At 67.6% G+C, this 25,336-nt stretch carries 25 protein-coding genes; 9 read left to right on the top strand and 16 right to left on the bottom strand.

Annotated elements, in window-relative coordinates:
* Positions 1-11 precede the first annotated feature (11 nt).
* Positions 12-1,127: a tRNA epoxyqueuosine(34) reductase QueG gene (gene queG / locus ACLSSQ_RS04750; RefSeq protein ID WP_416244284.1), complete on the top strand. Its 1,116-nt coding sequence runs from the start codon at positions 12-14 to the stop codon at positions 1,125-1,127.
* A gap of 7 nt (positions 1,128-1,134) precedes the next feature.
* Here queG and ACLSSQ_RS04745 read toward each other — a convergent pair whose 3' ends face one another.
* The 5 genes from ACLSSQ_RS04745 to ACLSSQ_RS04725 all read right to left on the bottom strand — a co-directional run bounded on the left by ACLSSQ_RS04745 (position 1,135) and on the right by ACLSSQ_RS04725 (position 4,948).
* Positions 1,135-1,560, bottom strand: a complete 426-nt coding sequence (locus tag ACLSSQ_RS04745) for a DUF1992 domain-containing protein (protein WP_416243927.1) — start codon at positions 1,558-1,560, stop codon at positions 1,135-1,137.
* A 12-nt stretch (positions 1,561-1,572) separates the two neighbouring features.
* Complete coding sequence (locus tag ACLSSQ_RS04740; RefSeq protein ID WP_416243926.1) at positions 1,573-2,421, bottom strand: sulfurtransferase; 849 nt, start codon at positions 2,419-2,421, stop codon at positions 1,573-1,575.
* Positions 2,421-2,777, bottom strand: a complete 357-nt coding sequence (locus tag ACLSSQ_RS04735) for an STAS/SEC14 domain-containing protein (RefSeq protein ID WP_014238513.1) — start codon at positions 2,775-2,777, stop codon at positions 2,421-2,423. Before ACLSSQ_RS04735 ends, ACLSSQ_RS04740 begins: the two co-directional genes overlap by 1 nt.
* A 93-nt stretch (positions 2,778-2,870) precedes the next feature.
* Complete coding sequence (locus tag ACLSSQ_RS04730) at positions 2,871-3,728, bottom strand: DMT family transporter (protein WP_130459055.1); 858 nt, start codon at positions 3,726-3,728, stop codon at positions 2,871-2,873.
* A gap of 110 nt (positions 3,729-3,838) precedes the next feature.
* Positions 3,839-4,948, bottom strand: coding sequence for an aromatic ring-hydroxylating oxygenase subunit alpha (locus ACLSSQ_RS04725; protein WP_416243925.1), 1,110 nt, complete (start codon positions 4,946-4,948; stop codon positions 3,839-3,841).
* Between the two features lie 146 nt (positions 4,949-5,094).
* Here ACLSSQ_RS04725 and ACLSSQ_RS04720 point away from each other — a divergent pair, with 146 nt between their 5' ends.
* From ACLSSQ_RS04720 to folE2, 4 genes are all read left to right on the top strand, one after another.
* Positions 5,095-5,361, top strand: coding sequence for an exodeoxyribonuclease VII small subunit (locus tag ACLSSQ_RS04720; protein WP_014238516.1), 267 nt, complete (start codon positions 5,095-5,097; stop codon positions 5,359-5,361).
* A gap of 47 nt (positions 5,362-5,408) precedes the next feature.
* Positions 5,409-6,317, top strand: coding sequence for a polyprenyl synthetase family protein (locus ACLSSQ_RS04715; protein ID WP_416243924.1), 909 nt, complete (start codon positions 5,409-5,411; stop codon positions 6,315-6,317).
* 43 nt (positions 6,318-6,360) lie between these two features.
* On the top strand, positions 6,361-8,214 hold the full coding sequence (gene dxs, locus ACLSSQ_RS04710; protein WP_416244283.1) for a 1-deoxy-D-xylulose-5-phosphate synthase: 1,854 nt from the start codon (positions 6,361-6,363) through the stop codon (positions 8,212-8,214).
* 93 nt (positions 8,215-8,307) lie between these two features.
* Positions 8,308-9,105 (top strand): GTP cyclohydrolase FolE2, encoded by a 798-nt coding sequence (gene folE2 / locus ACLSSQ_RS04705; RefSeq protein ID WP_014238519.1) that lies wholly within the window; start codon positions 8,308-8,310, stop codon positions 9,103-9,105.
* 215 nt (positions 9,106-9,320) lie between these two features.
* Here the strand turns inward: folE2 and rplS are convergent, their stop codons facing one another.
* From rplS to rpsP, 4 genes are all read right to left on the bottom strand, one after another.
* Positions 9,321-9,692: a 50S ribosomal protein L19 gene (gene rplS, locus ACLSSQ_RS04700; RefSeq protein ID WP_014238520.1), complete on the bottom strand. Its 372-nt coding sequence runs from the start codon at positions 9,690-9,692 to the stop codon at positions 9,321-9,323.
* A 16-nt stretch (positions 9,693-9,708) separates the two neighbouring features.
* Positions 9,709-10,485 (bottom strand): tRNA (guanosine(37)-N1)-methyltransferase TrmD, encoded by a 777-nt coding sequence (trmD, locus tag ACLSSQ_RS04695; RefSeq protein ID WP_416244282.1) that lies wholly within the window; start codon positions 10,483-10,485, stop codon positions 9,709-9,711.
* 70 nt (positions 10,486-10,555) lie between these two features.
* The gene (rimM, locus tag ACLSSQ_RS04690; protein WP_416243923.1) at positions 10,556-11,104 is read right to left on the bottom strand and encodes a ribosome maturation factor RimM; all 549 of its coding nucleotides are present in this window, start codon (positions 11,102-11,104) and stop codon (positions 10,556-10,558) included.
* Positions 11,105-11,110: 6 nt separating this feature from the next.
* A complete protein-coding gene (gene rpsP / locus ACLSSQ_RS04685) occupies positions 11,111-11,362 on the bottom strand; it encodes a 30S ribosomal protein S16 (protein WP_014238523.1) in 252 nt (83 codons plus the stop codon).
* Positions 11,363-11,631: 269 nt separating this feature from the next.
* Here rpsP and ACLSSQ_RS04680 point away from each other — a divergent pair, with 269 nt between their 5' ends.
* Complete coding sequence (locus ACLSSQ_RS04680; RefSeq protein ID WP_014238524.1) at positions 11,632-13,158, top strand: hypothetical protein; 1,527 nt, start codon at positions 11,632-11,634, stop codon at positions 13,156-13,158.
* Here ACLSSQ_RS04680 and ACLSSQ_RS04675 read toward each other — a convergent pair.
* Positions 13,155-13,985 carry a YihY family inner membrane protein gene (locus tag ACLSSQ_RS04675; RefSeq protein ID WP_014238525.1) on the bottom strand — a complete coding sequence of 277 codons (831 nt, stop codon included), beginning with the start codon at positions 13,983-13,985 and terminating at the stop codon, positions 13,155-13,157. The genes ACLSSQ_RS04680 and ACLSSQ_RS04675 overlap by 4 nt on opposite strands.
* An 84-nt stretch (positions 13,986-14,069) precedes the next feature.
* On the opposite strand from ACLSSQ_RS04675, the gene ACLSSQ_RS04670 reads away from it, so the two are divergent.
* Complete coding sequence (locus ACLSSQ_RS04670) at positions 14,070-14,432, top strand: DUF2069 domain-containing protein (protein WP_014238526.1); 363 nt, start codon at positions 14,070-14,072, stop codon at positions 14,430-14,432.
* A 52-nt stretch (positions 14,433-14,484) separates the two neighbouring features.
* Here ACLSSQ_RS04670 and ACLSSQ_RS04665 read toward each other — a convergent pair whose 3' ends face one another.
* The 4 genes from ACLSSQ_RS04665 to ACLSSQ_RS04650 all read right to left on the bottom strand — a co-directional run bounded on the left by ACLSSQ_RS04665 (position 14,485) and on the right by ACLSSQ_RS04650 (position 21,729).
* The gene (locus ACLSSQ_RS04665) at positions 14,485-16,026 is read right to left on the bottom strand and encodes a 2-isopropylmalate synthase (protein ID WP_416243922.1); all 1,542 of its coding nucleotides are present in this window, start codon (positions 16,024-16,026) and stop codon (positions 14,485-14,487) included.
* 166 nt (positions 16,027-16,192) lie between these two features.
* Positions 16,193-19,300: an efflux RND transporter permease subunit gene (locus ACLSSQ_RS04660; protein ID WP_416243921.1), complete on the bottom strand. Its 3,108-nt coding sequence runs from the start codon at positions 19,298-19,300 to the stop codon at positions 16,193-16,195.
* Positions 19,301-19,304: 4 nt separating this feature from the next.
* Complete coding sequence (locus ACLSSQ_RS04655; protein WP_416243920.1) at positions 19,305-20,456, bottom strand: efflux RND transporter periplasmic adaptor subunit; 1,152 nt, start codon at positions 20,454-20,456, stop codon at positions 19,305-19,307.
* 16 nt (positions 20,457-20,472) lie between these two features.
* Positions 20,473-21,729, bottom strand: coding sequence for a TolC family protein (locus tag ACLSSQ_RS04650; protein ID WP_416243919.1), 1,257 nt, complete (start codon positions 21,727-21,729; stop codon positions 20,473-20,475).
* Positions 21,730-21,805: 76 nt separating this feature from the next.
* Here ACLSSQ_RS04650 and ACLSSQ_RS04645 point away from each other — a divergent pair, with 76 nt between their 5' ends.
* Together ACLSSQ_RS04645 and ACLSSQ_RS04640 are read left to right on the top strand one after the other, a co-directional pair.
* On the top strand, positions 21,806-22,516 hold the full coding sequence (locus ACLSSQ_RS04645; RefSeq protein ID WP_014238531.1) for a response regulator: 711 nt from the start codon (positions 21,806-21,808) through the stop codon (positions 22,514-22,516).
* On the top strand, positions 22,500-23,888 hold the full coding sequence (locus ACLSSQ_RS04640; protein WP_416243918.1) for a sensor histidine kinase: 1,389 nt from the start codon (positions 22,500-22,502) through the stop codon (positions 23,886-23,888). Before ACLSSQ_RS04645 ends, ACLSSQ_RS04640 begins: the two co-directional genes overlap by 17 nt.
* A 1-nt stretch (position 23,889) precedes the next feature.
* On the opposite strand, the gene pssA is transcribed toward ACLSSQ_RS04640, so the two are convergent.
* Positions 23,890-24,654: a CDP-diacylglycerol--serine O-phosphatidyltransferase gene (gene pssA / locus ACLSSQ_RS04635; RefSeq protein ID WP_014238533.1), complete on the bottom strand. Its 765-nt coding sequence runs from the start codon at positions 24,652-24,654 to the stop codon at positions 23,890-23,892.
* A 12-nt stretch (positions 24,655-24,666) separates the two neighbouring features.
* Positions 24,667-25,311 carry a phosphatidylserine decarboxylase gene (locus tag ACLSSQ_RS04630; protein WP_014238534.1) on the bottom strand — a complete coding sequence of 215 codons (645 nt, stop codon included), beginning with the start codon at positions 25,309-25,311 and terminating at the stop codon, positions 24,667-24,669.
* Positions 25,312-25,336: the final 25 nt, after the last annotated feature.

Below are 25,336 nucleotides of genomic sequence, written 5' to 3'. Positions count from 1 at the left end.
CAACGGAAGAAATGCAGCAAACGGGAGCCGGCACACCCGCCCGCCCGGCGGCGGGAGGAGCGGCCCCGGACTGGCCCGGACTGGCCGCCCGCCTCAAGGCCTGGGGCCGGGAACTGGGCTTTGCCGAGGTGGCCGTCGGCCGGGCCGAGATCGGCGAGGCCGGGCAGCGGCTGCTGGCCTGGCTCGACCAGGGGCGCCACGGGAGCATGGATTATATGGCCAAACACGCCCCCCTGCGGCTCGATCCGGGCCAGCTGGTGCCCGGTGTGCAGACCGTCATTTCGGTGCGCCTGCCCTACCTGCCCCGGGGCGCCGAGCCCGAGCAGGTGCTGGCCGATCCGGCCCTGGGCTATGTTTCCCGCTACGCCCTGGGACGGGACTACCACAAGGTCATCCGCAACCGCCTGCAGAAGCTGGCGGACCGGCTGCAGGCCGAAATCGGCGACTTCGGCTACCGGGTCTTTTCCGACTCGGCCCCGGTGATGGAGGTGGAATTTGCGCGCAAGTCCGGCCTGGGCTGGCGCGGCAAGCACACCCTGCTGCTGACGCGGGAGGGCTCCTGGCATTTCCTCGGCGAAATCTACACCGACCTGCCCCTGCCGGCGGATGCCGAGGTGAGCGATCACTGCGGTGCCTGCACGCGCTGCATCGACGTCTGCCCGACCCGGGCCATCGTCGCTCCGTACCAGGTGGACGCCCGCCGCTGCATCTCCTACCTGACCATCGAGCTGGACGGCGCCATGCCGGAGGAACTTCGGCCCCTGCTGGGCAACCGCATCTACGGCTGCGACGACTGCCAGCTGTGCTGCCCGTGGAACCGCTTCGGCCAAGTGGGGGACCCGGAATTCACGCCCCGCCAGGGCCTGGATGCGGCGCGGCTCTCGGCCCTGATGGCCTGGAGCGAGGCGGATTTCCTCGAACGCATGGCCGGCAGCCCCATCCGCCGCATCGGCATTGAACGCTGGCGGCGCAACATCGCCGTGGCCCTGGGCAACGGCCCGGCGACGGAGGAAGCCAGGACGGCCCTGGCCGCCCGCCGGGAGGACGACTCCGCCGTGGTGCGGGAGCACGTGGCCTGGGCCGAACGGCAGCTGGAAAAGAAAACGCCGCCCACGGGCGGCGTCTGAAGCCTCTTCAGGCGGCGGGCCCGCGGCCTCCGCCGTCCCCTTCGCCCCTCTTCTCCCCATCCCCCACACTTCCGGCGAAGCGCGCCTTGAGGCGCTCCCAGTAACGGTCTTCCAGGGACAGATTGATGGCGGCGCCACGGGCCAGGCTCAGCTGGCTCATCAGCAGGCAGAGGCGCTGCCAGGCGGGACCGCGCTCCACCTCGTCGAGCAGTTCCAGTTCGGCACGCAGTTGGGCGATCTCCCGCCGCAGCCCCACTTCCGGGGGGGTGTAGCCGGCATTCTTGAGGATGCGCTGGGCCAGGCGCTGGTCTTCCGGCACCAGCAGGTCGTCGCCCAGCTCCAGGGGCTGGCCGCTGCCGGGCAGGTCCGACAGCTCGCCCTTGGCCAGGGCCTCGTTGATGCGCTGTTCCGCCAGCAGTTCGAAGGCCAGCACCGCCCTGCCCTTTCAGCGCTCCACCGGCCGTGCCGGATCGGCGCACCACTCGCTCCAGGAGCCGGCGTAGAGCCGGGCACCGGGCAGGCCGGCGATTTCCATGGCCAGCAGGTTGTGGCAGGCGGAAACGCCGGAGCCGCACTGGTGCACCACCTGTTCAGGAGCAAAGCCGGCCAGGGCCTCTGTCCACTCCTGGCGCAGCTGATCGGCCGGCTTGAAGCGGCCGTCGGGCCCCAGGTTGTCGCGGAAGAAGCGGTTGCGGGCGCCGGGGATATGGCCGCCCACCGGGTCGATGCTTTCGTTTTCGCCGCGGAAACGGTCCGGCGCCCGGGCATCGACGATGATCCGGTCCGTCCGGCCCAGGCCGGCCAGCACCTGGTCGGCGCCCAGCACCCAGTCCCGGGGCGCGGGCGTGAAGGTGCGGGCGGCAGGCTCGGGCATCTCGGCGCTCAGGGCGCCGCCGGCGGCAGTCCACGCAGGCAGGCCGCCGTCCAGCAGGGCCACGGCCTCGTGGCCGAGCCAGCGCAGCAGCCACCACAGGCGCCCGGCCATCATGCCCCCGCAGTCGTCGTAGGCCACCACCTGGACCCCGGGGCCGATGCCGGCCCGGCCCAGGGCGGCGGCCAGGGTGGCGATATCAGGCAGGGGATGGCGGCCGTTGCGGCCGTTTTTCGCAGAGGAAAGATCCCGGTCCAGATGCAGGAAGACGGCTCCGGGAATGTGCCCCCGGGCGTAGGCGGTCTCCCCGGCGGCCGGGTCGGCCAGATCATGGCGGCAATCCACCACCACCCAGGCCGGATCGCCCAGGCGGGCGGCCAGGGTGGCCCCATCCACCAGGGTGGTGTGGATGGCCGCAGGCATCAGATGACGTCCTGTTCGGCCAGCCAGGCCTTGGCTTCGGCTTCGTCGGAGAAGACGCGGATGCTGGCATCGACGAAGGCACGGGAGAGCCAGGCGCTCCAGGTCACCCACTGGCTCTCGGTGATGACGGCGATGCGCTCGAAATCGTTGGCGTGGGCCTTGGAGAAGCGGATTTCCTCCAGGGCCGTGTCCAGGGTCACGTCGGCCATCTGGCGCAGATCGAAAAAGAGATTCACCGGGCCTTCGAACTTCACCTTGAAATTCACCAGCTCCTCGAACTCCTTGTAATCGGCCAGGGTGAATTCACCGAAAACGGCGACGGAAACCAGGTTGTCCTGGTGGTCGGTAACGATCATGGCTTGCTCCGTGTTGTTATGTGGATATGAGTTTAACTTGGAATGGGGCGGCCGGCGCAGCCATGGGCGGGCCCGGCGGCGCCGGGTGCCGGCCTAGTCCTGCTCCGCCGGATTGGCCCGGGAGAAGCGGGTGGCGGCCATGCCGGAGAGGACGATGATGGCGATGGCCAGCCAGGCGGCGAGGGAAAGCACCTCGCCCCAGAAGAGCATGCCGAACAGGCTGGCGAAGACCACCGCCGTGTAGGCCAGGCTGGCCGCCACCAGGGTGCGGCCCCGGCTGTAGGCCCGGGTCATGGCCAGCTGGGCCAGGGTGGCGAAGATGCCGACCCCCAGCAGCAGGCCGGCGCCGCGCAGGGTCAGGGGATGGAAGCGGAAGAAGAGCATCCACAAGCCGGCGCCGAGGGTGGACAGCAGGGAGAAGTAGAACACCGTGCGCCACTCCGGCTCCCCCTTCTGCCCCAGCTCGCGCACGTTGTAATAGGCCAGGCCGGCGAGGACGCCGGAAGCCAGGCCCATGAGACCGCCGGCCAGCTGGTCCGCATGGAAGGTAGGCTGCAGCAGCAACACCACCCCGGCAAAGCCGGCCACCAGGGCGCCCACCAGGCTGGCGGGCAGGCGGGCGCCGGAGAGGCCGGCGAGGAACAGGGCCAGGAACAGGGGCGAGGTGTAGTTGAGGGTCACCGCCGTCGCCAGGGGCAGCCAGGCGATGGCGTAGAAGTACAGCATGAGGGAGATGAAGCCGGAGACGCCCCGGTAGATCTGGAATTTCCAGTGGGGAGTGCGCGGATCGAGGCGTCCCCAGAGCATGGAGGCGCTCATCAGGGCCAGGGCGATGGCGTTGCGGTAGAAGACGATTTCCGCCGGGGAATAGCCCGCCTCGGCCGCCAGCTTGACGCACACGCCCATGCAGGCGAACAGGAATGCGGCGGCGACCATCCACAGGGATTGCATGGGCAGGAAATCCTTCGGCGATGAAGCCGGAAAAACAACGCCGCAGAAAACGGCGCGGGGGAAACAAAAGGGGCGCCCGCAGGCGCCCCGATGCTTGGGCTGGGAGAATTCTACTTCAGGTGGGGCTCGACGATGCGGCGGTAGAACTCGTGGAAGTGCTGCATGCCGTCCTCGGTGGGGGACTGGTAGGGGCCCACTTCGTTGCGCCCTTCCTTGAGCAGCTGCCAGCGGCCCCGGTCCATGCGCTCGCCGATGTCGTCGTCCTCGATGGCGGTTTCCATGTAGGCGGCCTGCTCGGCCTCGATGAATTCCCGCTCGAACTCGACGATTTCCTCGGGGTAGTAGAACTCCACCACGTTCATGGTCTTGTTCACCGACTGGGGGATGAGGGTGGACACCACCAGCACGTGGGGATACCACTCCACCATCACATTCGGGTAGTAGGTCAGCCACACGGCGCCCTGCTTGGGCTGCTCGCCCCGGGCGCCGTAGAAGTCCTTGACCGCCTTCTGCCAGCGGCCATAGGGGGCGGAGCCGACCTTGTCCAGGTTGGTGATGCCCACCTTCTGCACGGAATACCACTCGCCGAACTGCCAGGTCAGGTCGTCACAGGTGACGAAGTTGCCCAGACCGGGGTGGAAGGGCACCACGTGGTAGTCCTCCAGGTACACCTCGATGAAGGTCTTCCAGTTGTAGTTGCACTCGTGCATCTCGACCCGGTCCAGCTTGTAGCCGGTGAAGTCGAACTCGCCGGCCACGTTCATGCCGGCCAGGTCGGCCTGGGCGTTGCGCGGCCCCTTGAAGAGCAGGCCGTTCCAGGAATCCAGCTTGCGCTTGTTGAGGTTGAGGCAGGGATTGGCGGGGAAGTGGGGCGCGCCCTTGAGGCTGCCTTCGCTGTCGTAGGTCCAGCGGTGGATCGGGCAGACGATGTGCTCCGCGTTGCCGCTGCCCTGCAGCATGATGGCCTGGCGGTGGCGGCAGATGTTGGACATGTCATAAACCCCGTCCGGCTGGCGCACCAGCATGCGGCCGTGGTCGCGCCATTCCATGGTGCGGTAGTCGTGCACATTGGGCACCATCAGCTCGTGGCCGACGTACCCCGCCCCCTGCTCGAAGAAGAGTTTCATCTCCAATTCGAACATTTTTTCGTCGAAATACCATTCGACGGGGAATTGGCTAACGGCAGGAGCCAGTTTGGTGCTGGATGCGATGTCGGACATGTCCACACCTCCGGAAAAAGGCAATGGGTGAAAAATGAAGCAAAATCAACGAAGGCGGGATTCTACCCCGGCGCAAATTTGACCAAAAGCCCCGCGATACGGTATTTTTTGCGTTTCCACCGGTTATTGATATGGATCAATCGCCCATGCCCGCTTCCACCAGCGCCGGCGGCCAGACCGGAACCCCTCCCGGCTCTCCCTCCTCCCCCTCCTTCGAAGAAGCCCTCGCCGACCTGGAGCGTATCGCCCAGGCCATGGAAGGCGGCAACCTGTCCCTGGAAGAATCCCTGTCCGCCTACAAGCGCGGCGTCGAACTGCTGAAACTGTGCCAGGGCCAGCTGGCCGATGCGGAACAGCGGGTGCAGGTCCTGGAAAGCGGTACACTGAAGGACTTGAACAGCCCCGAGGCCTGAAGGCACGGCCCGACCTGCGCCTTCGCACCTCTTCTCCAGGTTTTCCCATGGCATCTTCCGACGCTTCCGCCCTGCCCTTCCCCGACTGGATGGCCCACACCCAGGCCCGCACCGAGGCCGCCCTGGGCCGCTTCCTGCCCTCCGCCGAGACCATTCCCCAAAACCTGCACGACGCCATGCGCTACAGCGCCCTGGGCGGCGGCAAGCGGGTCCGTCCCCTGCTGGCCTTCGCCGCCGGCGAACTGTGCGGCGCCACACCGGAAGCCCTGGACTGCGTCGCCTGTGCGGTGGAGATGATCCACGTTTATTCCCTGGTGCACGACGACCTGCCCTGCATGGACGACGACGTGCTGCGCCGGGGCCGCCCCACCTGCCACGTGCAATACGATGAACCCACCGCCCTGCTGGTGGGGGATGCGCTGCAATCCCGCGCCTTCGAGATCCTCGCCGCCCAGCCCTGGCCGAGCCCGGCCCAGGGCCTGGAACTGGTGCGCCTGCTGGCCCACGGCAGCGGCTCCTGCGGCATGGCCGGGGGCCAGGCTATCGACCTGGCCTCCGTCGGCAAGAGCCTCGACCAGCCCCAGCTGGAACTGATGCACGCCCTGAAGACCGGCGCCCTGATCCGGGCCGCCGTGCTCATGGGCGCCCACTGCGGCACGCCCCTGGCCGCCGCCGAACTGGAGCGCCTGGACGCCTTCGCCAAGCGCGCCGGCCTGCTCTTCCAGGTGGTGGACGACATTCTGGACTGCACCGCCAGCACCGCCACCCTGGGCAAGACCGCCGGCAAGGACGAGGCGGCCGACAAGCCCACCTACGTCCGCCTGCTGGGCCTGGAAACAGCCCGCCAGCTGGCCGACGACCTGCGCCGCGACGCTCTCGGCGCCCTGGAAGGCTTCGGCCCCTGGGCCCAGCGCCTGATCGAACTGGCCCACTACATCACGACCCGCAAGTTCTAGAGCGGGCCTTCGCGCATCCACCGAATTCGAGCGCCGCACCATGATGACCGCCACCCCCCTGCTAGACACCATCGACAGCCCGGCCCAGCTGCGCCGCCTGGACAAGCGCCAGCTGCCCCAGCTGGCCGAGGAACTGCGCACCTTCATCGTCGAGTCGGTATCCCGTACCGGCGGCCATCTCTCCTCCAACCTGGGCACGGTGGAACTGACCATCGCCCTGCACTACGTCTTCGACACCCCGGAAGACCGGCTGGTGTGGGACGTGGGCCATCAGACCTACCCCCACAAGATCCTCACCGGCCGCCGCGCCGGCATGGCCAAGCTGCGCATGCACGGCGGCCTCTCCGGTTTTCCCAAGCGCTGCGAATCGGCCTACGACACCTTCGGCGTCGGCCACTCCTCCACCTCCATCTCCGCCGCACTTGGCATGGCCCTGGCGGCCAAGCAGAAGGGGGAGAACCGCAAGGCGGTGGCCATCATCGGCGACGGCGCCATGTCCGCCGGCATGGCCTTCGAGGCCCTCAACAACGCCGGTGTCGCCGACGCCAACATGCTCGTCATCCTCAACGACAACGACATGTCCATCTCGCCCCCGGTGGGCGCGCTGAACAAGTACCTGGCCCGCCTGCTCTCCGGCGGTCTCTACTCCGCCGCCCGCCGCGCCGGCGAAAAGGTGCTGGGCGTGGCCCCGCCCCTGCTGGAACTGGCCAAGCGGGCCGAGGAGCACGTCAAGGGCATGCTCACCCCGGGCACCCTGTTCGAGGAGCTGGGCTTCAACTACATCGGCCCCATCGACGGCCACGACCTGGACGCCCTGGTGCCCACCCTGCAGAATCTGAAGGGTCTCAAGGGGCCCCAGTTCCTCCACGTCATCACCAAGAAAGGCCAGGGCTACAAGCTGGCCGAGGCCAACCCGGTGCTCTACCACGGGGTTTCCAAGTTCCAGCCGGAAGTGGGCATCCAGAGCGGCAAGGGCGGCGGCAAGCTGACCTACACCCAGGTCTTCTCCGACTGGCTGTGCGACATGGCGGCGGCCGAGCCGCGCCTGGTGGGCATCACCCCGGCCATGGGCGAAGGCTCCGGTCTGGTGCGCTTTGCCGAGCTGTACCCGGAACGCTATTTCGACGTCGGCATCGCCGAGCAACATGCCGTCACCTTCGCCGCCGGCCTGGCCTGCGAAGGCCTGAAGCCGGTGGTGGCGATCTACTCCACCTTCCTGCAGCGAGGCTACGACCAGCTGGTGCACGACGTGGCCCTGCAGAATCTGCCGGTGGTCTTCGCCATCGACCGGGGCGGCCTGGTGGGCGCCGACGGTGCCACCCACCACGGCGCCTTCGACCTTTCCTTCATGACCTGCATCCCCAACCTGGTGATCATGGCCCCGGCGGACGAAGACGAATGCCGCAAGATGCTGACCACCGCCATGGGCATCGACGGCCCCAGCGCCGTGCGCTATCCCCGCGGCGGCGGCAGCGGCGTGACGCCGGAAACGGCCCTCACCGCCCTGCCCGTGGGCAAGGGCGAGATCCGGCGCCAGGGCAAGGGCGTGGCCCTGCTGGCCTTCGGCAGCATGGTGCAGGCAGCCCTGGGGGCCGGCGACGCCCTGGATGCCAGCGTCGCCAACATGCGCTTCGTCAAACCCCTGGATCGGGAGCTGCTGGCCGAGCTGGCGCGGAACCACGAGCTGCTGGTCAGCGTCGAAGAGAATGCCCTGATCGGCGGCGCCGGCAGCGAAGTGGCCCGGGCCCTGGAAGAGATGGGCCTGACCGTGCCCCTGCTGCGCCTGGGCCTGCCCGACCATTTCATCGACCACGGCGACCAGAACCTGCTGCTGGCCGAGCTAGGCCTGGACGTGGACGGCATCGTCCGCCAGGTGCAGCAACGGCTGCCCGCCTGAAGGCCGGGAAAGCGCGCCCCCATTGGCTCACCGCCCGGCTGGAAGGCGCATCCCGATTGCCTCTCCGCCCGGCCCACTGCAGATAAGCCCGCCATGACTACTTCCCAGACTCCCATTCCCGACGTCCAGAACAGCGAAGACACCCGCCGCATTGCCATCAACAAGGTGGGCATCCGGGCCATCCGCCATCCGGTGAAAATCCGCGACAAGGGCGGCGACGTGCGCCACACCGTGGCCAGCTTCAACATGTACGTGGGCCTGCCGCACAACTTCAAGGGCACCCACATGTCCCGCTTCGTGGAGATTCTCAACAGCCACGAAAGGGAAATCTCGGTGGAATCCTTCCCCACCATGCTGCAGGCCATGGCCGCCCGCCTGGAGGCCCGTAGCGGCCACATCGAGATGAGCTTCCCCTACTTCATCGCCAAGACCGCCCCGGTCTCCGGCGTGCCGAGCCTGCTCGACTACGACGTCACCCTGATCGGCGAAATCGCCGACGGCCGCATCACCTCCACGGTGCGGGTGGTGGTGCCGGTGACCAGCCTGTGCCCCTGCTCCAAGGAAATCTCCAACTACGGCGCCCACAACCAGCGCTCCCACGTCACCGTCACCGCCCGTCTCAACGCCTTCCTCTGGATAGAGGACCTGGTGCAGATGGTGGAAGCCCAGGCCTCCTGCGAACTGTTCGGACTGCTCAAGCGTCCGGACGAGAAGTGGGTCACCGAGCGGGCCTACGACAATCCCAAATTCGTCGAGGACATGGTGCGGGACGTGGCCGCCCGCCTCAACGAAGATCCCCGCATCGACCACTACGTGGTGGAATCGGAAAACTTCGAGTCCATCCACAACCACTCCGCCTACGCCCTGATCGAGAAGGACAAGCGCGCCTGATAGCGCAAAACATTGCGAACCATTCTTGATAACACCTGACTAACCCGGCGAGTCCCCGGGGCGGGACACCAAGCCGAGGAGCCGCAATGTCAGGCAAGTGCTGCAAGAAGGGTTGCAAGAAATGTCCCTGGCGCAAGAAGAAGTAGCGCCGGAGGAATTCAGGCATAAAAAAAGGGCGCCTTGCGGCGCCCTTTTCATGGCAACGGCCAAACAGCTTAGCCGCGCTTGAGGACCAGCTTTTCCTTGATGCGGGCGGACTTGCCGGAACGGTCGCGCAGGTAGTACAGCTTGGCACGACGCACGTCGCCGCGACGCTTCACTTCGATGGAAGCGATCAGGGGGGAGTAGGTCTGGAAAGTCCGTTCCACGCCTTCGCCGGAGGAAATCTTGCGCACGGTGAAAGCGGAGTTGAGGCCGCGGTTGCGCTTGGCGATGACCACGCCTTCGTAGGCCTGGACCCGCTTGCGGGTACCTTCCACCACGTTCACGCCAACCACCACGGTGTCGCCGGGGGCGAATTCGGGGATGGTCTTGCCGGCGGTCAGGCGGGCGATTTCTTCTTGTTCCAGTTGTGCAATCAGGTTCATGTGAGTACTTCCTAAGTTAAGAACTGCTTTTCATCTCACCGCATTGCTCCGCTTGCGCTTCTCTTTCGAGTTCGCCGAGGAGTTGCGTAATTTCCTTGGAAAGCTTTTTGCCTCCCTCGGTCTGTTGCGTCAGCCATTTGGCGTACAGCTCCGGGCGACGCTCCCGGGTCCGCGCCAGCGACTGTTTCAGTCGCCAGCGGCGAATGTCCTTGTGGTGGCCGGACAACAGCACCGGCGGCACCGGCATTTCTTCATACACCTCGGGGCGGGTGTAATGGGGGCAATCCAGCAGTCCGTCCACGAAGGAGTCCTGCTCGGCCGAGGTGGCATCGTTGAGCACCCCCGGCAATTGCCGCACCACGGCATCCATCAGGGCCATGGCCGGAATCTCGCCGCCCGAGAGGACGAAATCCCCGATCGACACTTCCTCGTCAACGCAGCGTTCGATCAGACGCTCGTCCACTCCCTCGTAGCGGCCGCAAAGCAGGATCAGACCCGCCTCTTCCTTCAGCCGCATGACGCTGGCGTGAGTCAGGGGGCGCCCCTGGGGTGACAGATAGATCACCCGGGGCTGAGCCACCCCATTCTGCCGCTGGGACTCCTTGGCCGCCGCAATGGCTTTTTCCAGAGGCTCAGGCAGCATCACCATGCCCGGGCCGCCGCCATAGGGGCGATCGTCCACGGTCCGGTAATTGTTGTCGGTGAAATCCCGCGGGTTCCAGGTGTTCAACACCCAGCGCCCGTCCTCCAGGGCCCGACGGCTGATGCCGAAGTTGGCCAGGGCGGCAAACATCTCCGGAAAGAGGGTGACGACGTCGAAACGCACGCTCAACCGATCCTCGGAGGCGAAGCCGGGCGGACTTTCACCAATCCTTTTCCCACTCGACGCGAATGCGGTGGTCAGCCTGCTCCACCGCCAGCACCACCGCGGCAACGAAGGGCAGCAGACGCTCCTCCCCGTCTTCGGCGGCGACGCGCAACACGTCGCTAGCCCCGGTTTCGATCAGCCCGACCACCTGGCCCAGCTTCTCGTCGCGGGTATTGACCACGTCCAGACCGATCAGATCGGTCCAGTAAAACTCGTTTTCCGACGTAGCCGGCATCGCTTCCCGGGGAGCGCCCACCAGAAACCCTTGCAGGGCCTCGGCGGCATTCCGGTCGTCAACGCCTTCAAGCCTTGCAACCAGCCCGTCTCCGTGCCAGCGGCATTGCTTCAACTTGCAGGAGCGCCATTGTGCCAAAGGCACTTCGGCCGCCCCGTCCCCCTTCTCCGTTGCCACCCACCACTCGGGCATTTTGGCCCAGGCGAGGGGATCGTCGGCGAAGGGGTGGATTCTGACCCAGCCCTGGATACCGTAGGGGACGGTGATCTTCCCCAGGACGATGACCGGGTTGGTATCAGTTGCCGTCACGCTTTATCAGGCAGCCTTGGCAGCGAACTGCTTGACCAGGCGGGCCACGGTCGGGGACAGCTGGGCGCCGTTGTCGGTCCAGTAGGTCAGGCGATCCATCTTGATCACCAGGCCTTCGGCATTACCGGAGGCCACGGGGTTGTAGAAACCCACGCGCTCGACGAAACGGCCGTCGCGACGGTTACGGGAATCGGTAACCACCATGTTGTAGAAGGGGCGCTTCTTGGCGCCGCCACGGGCAAGGCGAATGACAACCATCGTTGTTCTCTTCCGAAATCAGAAAAAGGGCAAGATTATAACAATAAACCGCGGCAAAACAAGCAATAAAACAAGCCCCTACTTTGCCCCGGCGGAAACGGGAAACAAATCCGCCCCGCCCCCGCCGCCTGGCGGCCGGGAACTCCCCGGAAACGCCCGCCTGTCGGGCAAATCCCTGGAGATGGCGACACGGCACGCTATAATCCACGCACCTTTAAACTCCCGCGGGCGCCCTTGAGCCGGCGCCGCCGCCCCTAGCCGACCACGCCATGAGCGAACCGTCCTCCGTTCCCCCGGAAACCGCGCCGCCCCCCCTGGGCATCACCGCCATCATCGAATGGCTGGGACTGCCGCCGTCCGGCGACCTGGGGCAGGAGCTGACGACCCTCAAGGGCCACCTGCTGGCCATGGAGGACACGGCGGCCAGCGCCCAGCAGCGCCACCGGGTCCTGGACCTGATCCACGCCCGCAGCGTTGCCGCGGTGGCCCGGCTGACCCCCAGCCTGGACGAGGCCGGCCTGCCCCTGCCGCGCAAGCTGCGTGCCCTGGTCAAGTCCGCCCAGGAACTGCTGGAACTGCTGGCCCGCAACTTCCTTGCCATCCTGCAGGACCAGGTGGACGAACACCTGGTGAAGGGCCTGCGCCAGCCCCAGGACGTGATTCTCTGGCGCGCCCAGCACCTGCTCAAGCAGCACCTGCTGATCAGCGCCCTGGTAGCCTCCCCCGCCGCCGTCGGCATCTGGGAAGCCGCCCACCGCACCTACGCCCTGGCCCGGGAACGGGGCCTGCAGGGGCAACCGCCCGAAGGCACCGCCTCTAGCATCGAGAACGAATACGCCAGCACCCTGCTCCTGGCCTGCGCCCAGCCTGCCTCCTTCAGCGCCCGGGAACTGGAATTCATTGCCGACATCGCCCAACGGCACGGACACCGGCTGGAATTCCTCAGCATCACCGACGAGCGCCACCGGGGCCTGTTCTGGATCGACCCCAACCGGGACAGCCCGGCCGTGGCCCTGGCCCGCCGCCTGCCGCCGCCGGAAACGCCGGTGCTGTGGTTCTCCTGCGACCAGCTGGCCCATTTCCTCGAGCGGCAGCTGCACACCCTGGAATCCGGCAGCCAGCGGACAGGCGCCAGCGAACTGCCCGAATTCGCCGCCACCTTGAGCGGGCGCAGCGTCCTGCGCCGCCTCATCCGCTTCTGGGGCAACCCGGCCCGGCGGCGCTTCCCGCGCCGGCGCCAAAGCTACCGGGTGACCCTGCACGCCGGCCTGGAACCCCTGGCCGGCCTGCTGCGCGGCCCTTCCCTGGAAGAAGGCGAAGGCTCCTCCTGGATGATCACCAACGAAAGCCCGGACGGCTACGCCCTGATGCACCTTGCCGGCACCTCGGAAAAGCTGGAAGTGGGCGACGTGGTGGCCCTCAAGCCGGAAAACCATCCGCCGGGCCGCGGCGGCTGGCAGGCCTGCATCGTACGCTGGGCCCTCTCGGAAAATCCGGAGCACCTGGAGATCGGCCTGCAGATCCTGGCCCCCAAGGCCCTGCCCGCCACCATCGCCCTGCCCGGCGAGAATGCCAGCGCCCACCCCCATGTCCTGGTCCTGCCCGCCGTTCCGGGCCTGCGGCCCAACGACTCCCTGGTGACGCCGGCCGGGCTGCTGCCGGCGGACCAGGGTCGCTTCGTGCTGCTGGTGGAACGGGACAACCTGGAAATCAAGGAAGTGCGCACCACCAGCCTGGACGAACAGACGGCCCGGGTGGAGATTTTCTCCATCGCCGTCGAGGAACAGCCGGACTAGCCTCCCGGCGGATTGCGGCGGTGCAGGGTGGCGGCCAGCAGGGCGCCCAGCAGCACCACCAGCCAGGACAGGTACAGCCACACCAGGAAGATGGGCACGGCGGCGAAGGCGCCGTAGATCAGGGTATAGGACGGCACCTTGGCCAGGTAGAACTCGAAGCCGCGCTGCATCAGGGTGATGGCCAGGGAGGCGAAGGCCCCGCCCCAGATGGCATGGCGCAGGCGCACCGGCACATTGGGCACGGCGAAGTAGAGGAAGGCGAAGAAGCCCCCCAGCAGCACCGCCGAAAGGGCCTTGAGCAGGGCGTTGCGCACCCAGAGGGCCTCGTTGAAGAAGCCCAGGGAGGCCGTCACCACGTAGGAGGTGACGCCGAAGACGGCGCCGAGCACCAGGGGCCCGAGCAGGGCGATCACCAGATAGAGTTTCAGCCGCCGCCCCGGGGAACGGGAGACGCCGACCTGCCACACGTGGTTGAGGGCCCGCTCGATGGTCAGCATCAGCACCAGGGCCGTGCCGGCCAGCACCATGACGCCGAGCCAGGTCAGGCGATTGACCTTCTGGGAAAAGATCAGGGTGTACTTGGCGATCACCACGCCGGCCTTGTCCGGCAGCAGGTTGGCCACCAGGAAGGTGTTCACCTGGTCCAGGATCACCGGGAAGAAGGGCAGGTCCGAGAGCACGGCCACCACCAGGCCCACCAGGGGCACCAGGGACAGCAGGGTGGTGTACGCCAGGCTGGCGGCGGTCTGGGTGAAGCGCTCCTCCCGGAAACGTCTGAACATTTCCGGCAGCATGCCTTCCCGCTGGGAGTAACGTCGTCTGGCCATCGCCACCATCAAATAGGAAAAAACCCGGGACAGGCCGCCCCGACACCGCCGCTATAATAGCCGACCCCGCCTGGAAGCCCCGTCATGGAAAAACGCCTCGTCCTCATCGCCAGCACCCTGCTGATCGCCCTGATCTTTCTCTGCCTGGCCTGGGAGCTATGGCTGGCGCCGCTCAAGCCGGGTGGCTCCTGGCTGGCGCTGAAGGCGGTGTTCCTGCTGCCGCCCCTGTTCGGCATCCTCAAGGGGCGCCGCTACACCTACCAGTGGAGCTCCCTCTTCATTCTCTTCTACCTGGCCGAAGGGTCCGTGCGGGTCACCTCCGACCAGGGCCTGACCCAGTGGCTGGCGGGCATCGAAACCCTGCTCAGCCTGGCCTTCTTCGCCTGCGTCGTGGCCTACGCCCGCCTCACCCGCCCATCCAAGCAAAAGGCCCCCACCGCAGGGTGAGGGCCCGGGCCGGGCGCTGCTGCGCTTGGCCGACGCGGCCAGTTCAGCCCATTCAGATATCGCCCTGGGGATTGAGCTTTTCCAGGGAGGAGTGGAGCTTGTTGAGGGCGTTGAGATAGGCCTTGGCCGAGGCGATGACGATATCCGTATCGGCCCCCTGGCCGTTCACGATGCGCCCGCCCTTGGCCAGGCGCACGGTCACTTCGCCCTGGGCATCGGTGCCGGTGGTGATGGCATTGACCGAATAGAGCAGCTGCTCGGCGCCGCTGGCGGCGATTTTCTCGATGGCCTTGAAGGTGGCATCCACCGGACCGCTGCCCGAGGAAGCCGCCTTGTGCTCGGCGCCGCCGACGGCAAGGGTGACGGCGGATTCGGGAATCTCCCCGGTCTCGGAGCAGACCTGGGAATAGACCAGCTTGTAGTGCTCCTGCTCCGGCGTCACGGTCTCGTCGGAAACCAGGGCCTGCAGGTCCTCGTCGAAAATCTCGTGCTTCTTGTCGGCCAGTTCCTTGAAGCGGGCGAAGGCGGCATTGAGGGCCTCCTCGCTGGGCAGGTCGATGCCCAGTTCGGCCAGACGGGTCTTGAAGGCGTTGCGGCCGGAGTGCTTGCCCAGCACCAGCTTGTTCTGGGACCAGCCCACGTCTTCGGCCCGCATGATCTCGTAGGTTTCCCGGTGCTTGAGCACGCCGTCCTGGTGGATGCCGGACTCATGAGCGAAGGCATTGGCGCCGACGATGGCCTTGTTCGGCTGCACCGGGTAGCCGGTGATCTGGGACACCAGCTTGGAGGCGGGCACGATCTGGGTGGTATCGACCCGGGTTTCCACCGGGAAGATGTCGGCCCGGGTGCGGGTCGCCATCACCACCTCTTCCAGGGAGGCATTGCCGGCCCGTTCGCCCAGGCCGTTGATGGTGCATTCCACCTGGCGGGCGCCGGCCAGCACGGCGGCCAGGGAATTGGCCACGGCCAGGCCCAGGTCGTTGTGGCAGTGCACGGACCACACCACCTTGTCGGCACCGGGCACCCGCTCGATCAGCTGGCGGATGGTCTCGGCGAACTGGCTGGGCAGGTTGTAGCCCACGGTGTCGGGCACGTTGATGGTGGTGGCGCCGGCCTTGATCACGGCCTCGAAAATGCGGCACAGGAAGTCGATCTCGGAGCGGCCCGCATCCTCGGCGGAAAATTCCACGTCGTTGGTGTATTCCCGGGCCCAGCCGATGGCCTTGACCGCCTGCTCGACCACCTGATCCGGAGTCATGCGCAGCTTCTTCTCCATGTGGATCGGGCTGGTGGCGATGAAGGTGTGGATGCGGCCCCGGGCGGCTGGCTTGATGGCCTCGCCGGCGCGGCGGATGTCGTTCTCGTTGGCCCGGGCCAGGGAACAGACGGTGGAATCCTTGATCGCCTCGGCGATGGCGTGGATGGCGTCGAAGTCGCCGGGAGAGGCGGCGGCGAAGCCGGCCTCGATCACGTCCACCCGCATCCGCTCGAGCTGGCGGGCCACCCGCAGCTTCTCTTCCTTGGTCATGGAAGCGCCGGGGCTCTGTTCGCCGTCGCGCAGGGTGGTGTCGAAAATGATCAGCTGCTGTTTCATGGTCTCTCTCCGGAATCTGCCGCCGCTGGAATTATTTGCGCAGGGGAAAGGATTCTAGCGCACCGCGCCGCCAAAGCGGGATGCCCTGCGAGGCAGAAGGGACGCCACTATCGGGCATGGATGCCCGGAGATGGCCGTCCCTCCTGCCTCTCGGGGGAGTGCCGCCTCAGTTTTCCTCCGTCCGGCACAGGGCCGGGAACAGCAGGGGCAGCAGGATCAGGGTGAAGATGGTGGCGGAGACGATGCCGCCGACGATGACCACGGCGAAGGGCCGCTGGGTCTCGGAGCCGATGCCGTGGGAGAGGGCCGCCGGCAGCAGGCCCAGGCCGGCCATCAGGGCCGTCATGAGGATCGGGCGCAGGCGGCCGACAGCGCCTTCCCGCACCGATTCGGCGACGCTCTGGCCGTTGCGTACGCCCTCGAGGAACTGCTCCACCATGATCACCCCGTTCTGCACCGAGATGCCGGCCACGGCGATGAAGCCGACGGCGGCGGAGACGGACATGTGCAGACCGGCGGCGGCCAGGCCGAGGATGCCGCCGACCCAGGTGAAGGGCACCATGCCCAGCACCAGCAGGGCGAAGGGCATGGAGCGGAAGGCCCAGAACAGCAGCACGAAAATGCCCAGCACCGAGAGGGGCACGATCACCGCCAGACGCTTGGTGGCCCGCTGCTGGTTCTCGAATTGGCCGCCCCAAGTCATGCTGTAGCCGTTGGGTAGATGCACCTGCTCCTTGACCTTGGCCATGGCCTCGGCGACGAAGCTGCCCTGGTCCCGACCCAGCAGGTTGGCCTTCACCGCCACATAGCGGCCGCCGGCCTCCCGGGCGATGCGGGCCGGGCCCTGGCGCACTTCCACACTGGCGATGGCGGCCAGGGGTATGGTGCCGGGGTCGGCCAGGGAGGGATGGTCGCTGTGGGGCAGGGCGATGGGCAGGTCCGCCACGTCGTCCACCGCGTCCCGGTACTCCTTCTCCAGGCGCACCACGATGTCGAAGCGGCGGTCGCCGTCGTAGAAGACCGCCACGGCGCTGCCGGCCAGGGCCGTCTGCACCGTGGCATTGACGTCCTGGGCGCTGATGCCGTAGCGGGCCATGCGTTCCCGGTCCAGGGTGATGTCCAGCTCGGTCTGGCCGCTGACCTTGATGGCGGCCACGTCGGCGGCGCCGTGGATGGCGCCGAGCACGCCCACCACCTGCTCCGCCTTGTCCTCCAGGATGTCCAGGTCGGGGCCGAAGATTTTCACCGCGATCTCCCCCTTCACCCCGGAAATGGATTCCTGCACGTTGTCCTCGATGACCTGGGAGAAGTTGGTGGGCACCCCGGGAATGGCCCGGATTTTCCCGCTCATGTCGGCGATGAGGGCTTCCTTGCTGGGGAAGCGCCACTCGTTGTGGGGCTTTAAGTCCGCCAGGATTTCCATGTTGTTGGGCCCCTTGGGGTCGGTGCCGTCGTCGGGCCGGCCGACGTGGGCGATGACCTTGCTCACCTCCGGATAGGAAAGCAGGATGCGCCGCACCTCCTGCTCCACCTCCTTGGTCTTGGCCAGATTGGTGGCCGGCGGCAGGGTCACGGTGAGCCAGATGTTGCCCTCGTCCAGCTTGGGCAGGAACTCGCTGCCCAGATGGGGCACCAGGGCAAGGGAGAGGGCCAGGATGAGGCCGGAGCCGACCACGATCTGCCGCCGCCGGCCGTCGGCCCACTGCATCAGCTCCCGGTAACGCTCCTGCAGGCGGTGCATCCAGTCCAGGTGCTTTTCCGCCAGATTGTGCTGCTTCAGGTAGAAGGAGGTCAGGGCCGGCGTCAGGGTCAGGGTCAGCAGGATGGCGCCGATGATGGCGAAGGATAGGGTGTAGGCCATGGGGGCGAAAATCTTCCCCTCCACCCGCTCGAAAGTGAAGATGGGCAGGAAGGCCAGGATGATGATGGCCTTGGAGAAGATGATCGGGTGCCCCATCTCGATGGCGGTGTGCTTCAGGGTCAGCATGCGCCACTGCAGGGTGCCGTGCAGGGGGTTCTTCTCCGGCTCGCCCATGGCCAGGCGCACCATGAGGGCCTCCACCAGCACCACGGCGCCGTCGATGATGATGCCGAAGTCCACCGCCCCCAGGGAAATGAGATTGGCCGCCACGCCCTTGGTATGCATCATGACGAAGGCGGTGAGCAGGGACAGGGGAATGACCACCGCCACCACGGCGGCGGCGAACCAGGAGCGCAGGAACAGGATCAGGATGCCCACCACCAGCACCGCCCCCACCAGCAGGTTTTCGCTGACGGTGTGCACGGTGTGCTTGACCAGTTCGATGCGGTCGTAGATGGGCACCAGGCGCACGCCGGCGGGCAGGCGCTCGCCGACCCGGGCCATTTCCTCCTTGAGGGCGGCGGAAACCTTGATGGCGTTCTGGCCCTTGCTCATCTGCACGATGCCCTGCACCACGTCGTCCCGCTCGTTGAAGGAGACGATGCCGGAACGGGTGCGGGGGCCGATCTCCACCCGGGCCACGTCGCCCACCAGGATGGGCTTGCCCTCCCGCACTGCCACGGTGACCCGGGCGATGTCGTCCACCTTGGACAGCAGGCCGATGGAACGCACCACCAGGGCCTCGTCGCCGCGGCGCATGATGCCGCCGCCGGCGTTGGCGTTGTTGCTGGCCAGGGCCTGGGAGACCTGGTCGATGCTGACCGCGAACTTGCGCAGGCGGGCCGGGTCGATGCGCACCTGGTATTCCTTCACCGCGCCGCCGAAGCTGACCACGTCGGCCACCCCGGTGACCCGGCGCAGGGCCGGCCGCACCACCCAGTCCTGCAGGGCCCGCACCTCGTGCAGGGGCATGTCCGCCGGAGCCTCGAAGACGTAGCGGTAGATTTCCCCCACCGCCGTGGTCAGGGGTGCCAGCCCGGGCTGAGCACCGGGCGGCAACAGCACGTTCTGCAGCTTTTCCGTCACCTGCTGGCGGGCGAAGTAGTCGTCCGTGTTGTCGGCGAAGGTCAGGGTGACGATGGACAGGCCGGTGATGGAAACGGAGCGCAGCTGGGTCATGCGCGGCACCCCGTTCATCTCCCGCTCGATGGGCAGGGAAATGCTCCGTTCCACTTCCTCCGGCGCCAGGCCCGGGGCCTGGGTGACGATATTGACCTGCACGTCCTGCACGTCGGGGAAGGCCTCGATGGGCAGATTGACCACGGCGTAGCCGCCCACGGCGATCAGCACCAGGACGCCGACGATGACGAACAGGCGCTGGGCCAGGGCGAAGGTAACCAGGCGTTCCAGCATGGCCTCAGTTCCCGGCCAGTTCGGCGTTGAGCAGCAGGGCGCCGGCGGTGACCACCCGCTCCCCGGCCTTCAGCCCGCTTTCGACGAAGCTGCTGTCGTGGCCGCGGAAGGCCAGCACCACTTCGCGCCGGGCCACCACCCCCGGCTCGGATTCGACGAAGAGATAGGTGTGCAGGCCTTCGGTCACCAGGGCCGTGTTGGGCACCTTGGGCAGGCGCCGGTCCGGATTCTCCGGCACGATGCGGGCGAACATTTCCGGCTTCAGGCGGCGCTCCGGGTTGGCCACGGCACAGCGCACCGGCACCCGGCGGGACTGGGGATCGAGCACGTCGCCGATGGCCTCCACCGTGCCGGGGAAGCGCTGTTCCGGATAGGCGTCCACGGCGATGGAAACGGCCTGGCCCACCTTCAGCTTGCCCAGGTCCTTTTCCGTCAGTTCGGCCATGACCCACAGAGAACGGGGATCGCTGACCACGAACAGGGGTGCGGCGCCGTCGGGGCGGACCTCGACGCCGGGACTGGCCTGGCGCTCGGTGACAATGCCGGCCAGGGGCGTGCGCAGGGCGAAACCGCTCTCCCCGGCCAGGGGCGAGAGATTGCGCAGGCGGGCGCGGCTGCGCTCCACTTCGGCCTCGGCCGCCCGGTAATCGTTCTGGCTGGCCTCCAGATCCTTGCGCGCCACCACTTCCAGTTCGTAGAGGGCTTTGCTCCGTTCCAGGGCGGAGCGCTTGGTCTCCCGATCCGACTCGGCCTTGCGCAGGTCGGCGTAGTCCGGCACGTCCAGGGTCAGCAGGGGGGCGCCGGCCTTGACCGTGTCGCCGGCCTGGGCCAGCACCTTCAGCACCCGGCCGCTGGTGGGGGCGAAAATGCGGGCGGTACGGTTTTCGTCGTAACTGACCCGTCCAGCCAGGGGTTCCAGCAGGGGCACCGGCAGCTCGGGCGCGGCTTCGATGCGCAGGTAGGCCAGCTGGGGCGCCCCCGGCGGGAAGCTGATGCTGTGATTGGTGTTGAGGGCCGGCTTGGCCAGGGGCGCCGGCCCGGCCGGCGGCACAGCCGGACGCAGGACCAGCACGGCCGCCACGGCCAGGGCCGCCACAATACCCAGGGGGAGCAGGACTTTCTTCTGCAGCAGGGGGGAGTGCTTCAGGGGCTTCATGGGCGTTCCTTTTGTTCTATTGGCCCAGGACCGCCTGCCAGGCGGCCAGGGCTTTGGCGTATTCGGCCCGGAGAATGGCGGCATCAAGGCGCACGGCGCGCAGGGTGCGGCGGGCGTCGAGCAGGTCGAGCAGGCCCAGGGCGCCGCGGCCGTAGGCATATTCGCTGGCGCTGGCGACCCGCTCGGCCTCGGCCAGCAGGCCGTCCTCGAGCCGCTGACGGCGCTCCCGGGCGGCGCCCAGCAGGGATTCGGCCTGGGCCACCTCGCCCAGGGCCAGGGCCCGCACCTGCTCCTCCCGGGTGCGGGCGGCCAGCAGTTCGGCCTCGGCCCGGGCGATCTCGCCCTCGTAGGCATGGCGCAGGAACAGGGGCACGCTCAGGCTGACCCCGTAGGTGTTGTTGGGCGATGCATCGCCCGGCGGAAAGTGTTCGAACTGCACGCCCACCGTCACGTCCCGGCTGCGGGCGGCCCGCGCCAGCTCCCGGGCAGCTTCGGCAGCCTTGACCCGGGCCCGGGCGGCGAGAACGTCGGCCCGGTTCTCCAGCTCGGGACGACGGGCGGTGACCGCCTCGCCTTCGCTGCGGGGCCAGGGCTCCGTCGCCCGCAGGCTGGCGGCCTCGGATTCCTTGCCGATCAGGTAGGCCAGGTTCTGGCGGGCCCGCTCCAGGTCGGCCCGGGCGGCCCGGGCCTCGTTCTCGGCGCGGCCGGCCTCGATGCGCAGGCGGGAAACGTCGGCGCCGGCCACATCGCCCACCTTGAGGCGCATCTCCGCCGCCTTGACGCTGCGCCGGTAGAGTTCGCCGCTTTCTTCGGCCACCTGGCGGCGCTCCTGGGCCAGACGCAGGTCCCAGTAGGCCACCCGCAGCTGGAAGCGGCTCTGCCGCTGCACCTCCGCCAGGCCCTGGCCGGCGGCTTCGAGGGCGGCGCCGGCCACCTGCTGGCGCAGCTCCCGCTTGTCGCCACGCTCGATCACCTGATCCAGTCGCAGCACCGAATCCACCCGCTTCTGCCCCAGGCTGCCGGCACCGATGCCGCTGCGGGGGTTGATGGAGGAGGTGGACAGGCTGAACTGGGGATTGGGCGCCTGGGCCGCGGTGAGGCTGTCCGCCTGGGCCGCCTGCACGCCCTCCCGGGCCAGCCGCACTTCCCGGTTGTGGGCCAGCCACAGGGCCTCGGCCTGGGCCAGGCCCAGCTCCTGCAGGGGCTCGGCGGCATGCAGTGAGGCGGGGCCGGTCGCCAGCAGGGCCAGACAGATGAGGAGGGAACGTGACATCGAAGCGGCCTGCAGTTTCTCGATACCTAGGAGGCTGGTATCGTATTGCCCCTTACTGACCAACTACTGACGCCCCATGCGCATTCTCCTGGTGGAAGACGACGAGTTGCTGGCCGACGGGCTGGTGAAGGCTTTGCGGCAATCGGGCTACGTCACGGACTGGACCCGGGACGGCAAGCAGGCAGACAGCTGGCTGACGGACCAGAACTATGACCTGGCCATCCTGGACCTGGGCCTGCCGGGAATGGAAGGCAGCGAGGTGCTGCAACGGCTGCGCGGACGCAAGCTGGCGACGCCGGTGCTGATCCTCTCGGCCCGGGAGGCCCTGGAGGAGCGGGTGCGCCTGCTGGACCTGGGCGCCGACGACTACCTGGTCAAGCCGGTCGCCCTGTCCGAACTGGAAGCCAGGGCCCGGGCCCTGATCCGCCGCGGCCGCACCCAGCCGGACCCGGAGCTGCGCCTGGGCAAGCTGCGTCTGGACACGGTGGGCAAGCGGGCCTGGCTGGGGGAGGAGCCCCTGGACCTGACCGCCCGGGAGTGGGCGGCCCTGGAGTTCCTGGTCAGCCGGGCCAACCGCATCGTCAGCAAGGAACAGATCATGCAGTCCCTCTACAGCTGGGACGAGGACATCACCCCCAACGCCATCGAGAAGTTCATATCCCGCCTGCGGGTCAAGCTGGAGACCGGGGGCATTTCCATCCGCACCGTGCGCGGCCTGGGCTACTACCTGGAAAAGCCGAAGGACGAGGACGGCGCGGACGCGGCCAGCGATGATCCGCCAGCCTAGCCTGCGGCGCCTGCTGCTGATCTGGCTGCTGCCGGCCATGCTGGCCCTGGTGGCGGCCGGCGGCCTGATGGCCTACGGCATCGCCCTGCGTTCCGCCACCTGGGCCTACGACCGGGCCCTGCTCGACACCTCCCTGGCCCTCTCCGGCCAGATCCACATCGTCAGCGGCCACCCGGTGCTCAACCTGCCGTCCCAGGCCCAGGAAATCCTCCTCACCGACCGCTACGACAACGTCTTCTACGAGGTTATCGGCCCCCAGGGCGAATCCGTCGCCGGCCACCGGGGCATTCCGCGCCCGCCCCAGCAGCTGCCCGAAGACGGCCGCATCTACTACGACGGCTGGTTCCACGACCGGGAAGTGCGGGTCGCCGCCCTCTTCGTCCTGCGCGAAGGCATTCCCCTGCTGATCCTGGCGGCCGAGACCCAGACCAAGCGGGACAACCTGGTGCAGGAAATCCTCACCTCCATGCTGCTGCCGGAACTGCTGCTGGTGGCGGCCACCCTGGGCCTGGGCTGGCTCGGCATCCGCCACGGCCTGAAGCCGGTGGAGGACCTGCGGGAGCAGCTCTCCCAGCGCTCCCACCACGATCTCAGCGCCGTCTCCTCAGACCGGGTGCCCCGGGAAATCGGCCCCCTGGTGGAAGAACTGAATCATCTGCTGTCCCGCCTCGACGGCTCCCTCTCGGCCCAGCGCAACTTCGTCTCCGACGCCGCCCACCAGCTGCGCACGCCCCTGGCCGCCCTGCAGGCCCAGGCGGAACTGGCCCTGCGCCGCCTCAATGGCCCGGCCCCGGCCCAGACCGGGGAACTGCGGGCCGAGCTGGAACGCATCCTGGCCGCCACCCGGCGCCTCACCCACCTGGCCCACCAGCTGCTGGCCCTGGCCCGGGCCGAACCGGGCGGCGAGCAGGCGATGAAGCCCCTGGACCTGGTGGAAGTGGTGCACCAGTGCGCCGAGACCTGGCACCCCCGGGCCCTGGAACGCAATATCGACCTGGGTTTCGACCTGGCGCCGGCCCCCCTCCTCGGCCACCCGCGGCTGCTGGAGGAGCTGCTGAGCAACCTCATCGACAACGCCATCCATTACACGCCCGCCGGCGGCAGCGTCACGGTGCGCACCTTCGCCCGGGACGGGGCGGCCGTGCTGCAGGTGGACGACACCGGCCCGGGCATTGCGCCGGAGCAGCGGGAAAAGGTGTTCGAGCGCTTCCACCGCATCAACGGGGAGCAGAATCCGGAAGGCTGCGGCCTGGGCCTGGCCATCGTCAGGGAGATCGCCAAACAACACGGGGCCGACGTCTGGCTGGACGAGGCCCCGGTGCTGGGAGGTGCGCGGCTGGAAGTGAGCTTCCCGCCGCCACCCGGAAGGTGAATCAGAGGGGAGTGGAAGCGGGCTTGCGCCGCAGCAGGCGCAGGCCGGAGAGGGCGTAGCCGGAGAGGGCATAGACCACGAACAGGCCGAACAGCACGCCCGGGGGATACATGAAGACCAGGGCGAAGGCGAGGACGATGGCACCGACGAAGATGAAGGGCACGCTCTTGCGCAGGTTGATGTCCTTGAAGCTGTAGAAGCGGCAGTTGGTGACCATGGAGACGCCGGCAAAGATGGTCAGGATGCAGGCGATGACCCGCACGTCGCTGCCGACGATGTCGTTGTCCAGCATCAGCCAGACGAAGCCCGCCACCAGGGCGGCCGCAGCCGGGCTGGGCAGGCCCTGGAAGAAGCGCTTGTCGATCACTTCCAGGGTGGTGTTGAAGCGGGCCAGGCGCAGGGCGGCGCCGGCGCAGTAGATGAAGGCGGCGATCCAGCCCAGCTTGCCCATGCCGCGCAGGGCCCACTCGTAGATCACCAGGGAGGGCGCGGCGCCGAAGGAAACCATGTCGGACAGGGAATCGTATTCGGCACCGAAGGCGCTCTGGGTGTGGGTCAGGCGCGCCACCCGGCCGTCCAGCCCGTCCAGCACCATGGCCACGAAAATAGCCACGGCGGACTGTTCATAGAACCCGTTCATGGCCTGGACGATGGCGAAGAAGCCGGCGAACAGGGCGGCGGTGGTGAACAGGTTGGGGAGGACGTAGATGCCCCGGCGTTTCAATTCCGGGTTGAAGAGGACCTTGCGGGGTTTCAGTTCGGACATTTTTTCTGTGAATTACGCCAACTCGGCAAGAACGGTGGAGGAAGCATACACCTTCTCCCCGATGCTGGCCTTGATGCGGGCATCCAGGGGCAGGTACACGTCCACGCGGGAACCGAAGCGGATGAAGCCGTAGCGCTGCCCCCGGGCCAGCTGCACGCCGCCATCCACGTAGTTGAGGATGCGCCGGGCCACCAGGCCGGCCACCTGCACGGAGGTCACGTCCTGGCCGTCGGCGGTCTTGATCCACAGGGCGCAGCGCTCGTTCTCGACGGAGGCCTTGTCCAGGGCGGCATTGACGAAGGCGCCCGGGTTGTACCACTTCTGTTGCACGGTGCCGTCCACCGGGCTGCGGTTGGAGTGCACGTTGAAGACGTTCATGAAGACGCTGACCTTCACCGCCTCACGGTTGAGGTAGGGGTCCAGGGCCTTTTCCACGGCGACGATGCGGCCGTCGGCAGGGGCCACGATGGTCTTGGCGCCGCCGGCGATCTTGCGCGCCGGGTCGCGGAAAAACTGCAGCACGAAGAGGGCGATGATCCACAGGGGCACGGCCACGTAAACCGGGGCAAAGGCGCTGCCGGCAAGGGCCGCCACCACGGCGATGGTCAGGAAGGGCCAGCCTTCGCGGGCGATGATGGGATGGGGATAGTTGTTCAAGGACGCGCTCTCAGGGCTGTTTTGC

Source organism: Azospira sp. APE16 (genome assembly GCF_047901315.1).
Classification (GTDB): Bacteria; Pseudomonadota; Gammaproteobacteria; order Burkholderiales; family Rhodocyclaceae; genus Azospira; species Azospira oryzae.
Note: the sequence above shows the minus strand (reverse complement) of the source record. Positions and strands in the feature narration are given on the sequence as shown.

Bases quoted from the DNA above. Each gene is read 5' to 3' on its own strand.
- ACLSSQ_RS04675 (WP_014238525.1), bottom strand. From the start codon at position 13,985: ATGGCCAGACGACGTTACTCCCAGCGGGAAGGCATGCTGCCGGAAATG.
- ACLSSQ_RS04730 (WP_130459055.1), bottom strand. From the start codon at position 3,728: ATGCAATCCCTGTGGATGGTCGCCGCCGCATTCCTGTTCGCCTGCATG.
- ACLSSQ_RS04720 (WP_014238516.1), top strand. From the start codon at position 5,095: ATGCCCGCTTCCACCAGCGCCGGCGGCCAGACCGGAACCCCTCCCGGC.
- ACLSSQ_RS04735 (WP_014238513.1), bottom strand. From the start codon at position 2,777: ATGATCGTTACCGACCACCAGGACAACCTGGTTTCCGTCGCCGTTTTC.
- ACLSSQ_RS04650 (WP_416243919.1), bottom strand. From the start codon at position 21,729: ATGTCACGTTCCCTCCTCATCTGTCTGGCCCTGCTGGCGACCGGCCCC.
- ACLSSQ_RS04680 (WP_014238524.1), top strand. From the start codon at position 11,632: ATGAGCGAACCGTCCTCCGTTCCCCCGGAAACCGCGCCGCCCCCCCTG.
- ACLSSQ_RS04655 (WP_416243920.1), bottom strand. From the start codon at position 20,456: ATGAAGCCCCTGAAGCACTCCCCCCTGCTGCAGAAGAAAGTCCTGCTC.
- folE2 (WP_014238519.1), top strand. From the start codon at position 8,308: ATGACTACTTCCCAGACTCCCATTCCCGACGTCCAGAACAGCGAAGAC.
- ACLSSQ_RS04740 (WP_416243926.1), bottom strand. From the start codon at position 2,421: ATGCCTGCGGCCATCCACACCACCCTGGTGGATGGGGCCACCCTGGCC.
- ACLSSQ_RS04665 (WP_416243922.1), bottom strand. From the start codon at position 16,026: ATGAAACAGCAGCTGATCATTTTCGACACCACCCTGCGCGACGGCGAA.
- ACLSSQ_RS04660 (WP_416243921.1), bottom strand. From the start codon at position 19,300: ATGCTGGAACGCCTGGTTACCTTCGCCCTGGCCCAGCGCCTGTTCGTC.
- ACLSSQ_RS04645 (WP_014238531.1), top strand. From the start codon at position 21,806: ATGCGCATTCTCCTGGTGGAAGACGACGAGTTGCTGGCCGACGGGCTG.
- rplS (WP_014238520.1), bottom strand. From the start codon at position 9,692: ATGAACCTGATTGCACAACTGGAACAAGAAGAAATCGCCCGCCTGACC.
- trmD (WP_416244282.1), bottom strand. From the start codon at position 10,485: ATGTTTGCCGCCCTGGCCAACTTCGGCATCAGCCGTCGGGCCCTGGAG.
- pssA (WP_014238533.1), bottom strand. From the start codon at position 24,654: ATGTCCGAACTGAAACCCCGCAAGGTCCTCTTCAACCCGGAATTGAAA.
- rpsP (WP_014238523.1), bottom strand. From the start codon at position 11,362: ATGGTTGTCATTCGCCTTGCCCGTGGCGGCGCCAAGAAGCGCCCCTTC.
- ACLSSQ_RS04725 (WP_416243925.1), bottom strand. From the start codon at position 4,948: ATGTCCGACATCGCATCCAGCACCAAACTGGCTCCTGCCGTTAGCCAA.
- ACLSSQ_RS04640 (WP_416243918.1), top strand. From the start codon at position 22,500: ATGATCCGCCAGCCTAGCCTGCGGCGCCTGCTGCTGATCTGGCTGCTG.
- dxs (WP_416244283.1), top strand. From the start codon at position 6,361: ATGACCGCCACCCCCCTGCTAGACACCATCGACAGCCCGGCCCAGCTG.
- ACLSSQ_RS04715 (WP_416243924.1), top strand. From the start codon at position 5,409: ATGGCATCTTCCGACGCTTCCGCCCTGCCCTTCCCCGACTGGATGGCC.
- ACLSSQ_RS04670 (WP_014238526.1), top strand. From the start codon at position 14,070: ATGGAAAAACGCCTCGTCCTCATCGCCAGCACCCTGCTGATCGCCCTG.
- queG (WP_416244284.1), top strand. From the start codon at position 12: ATGCAGCAAACGGGAGCCGGCACACCCGCCCGCCCGGCGGCGGGAGGA.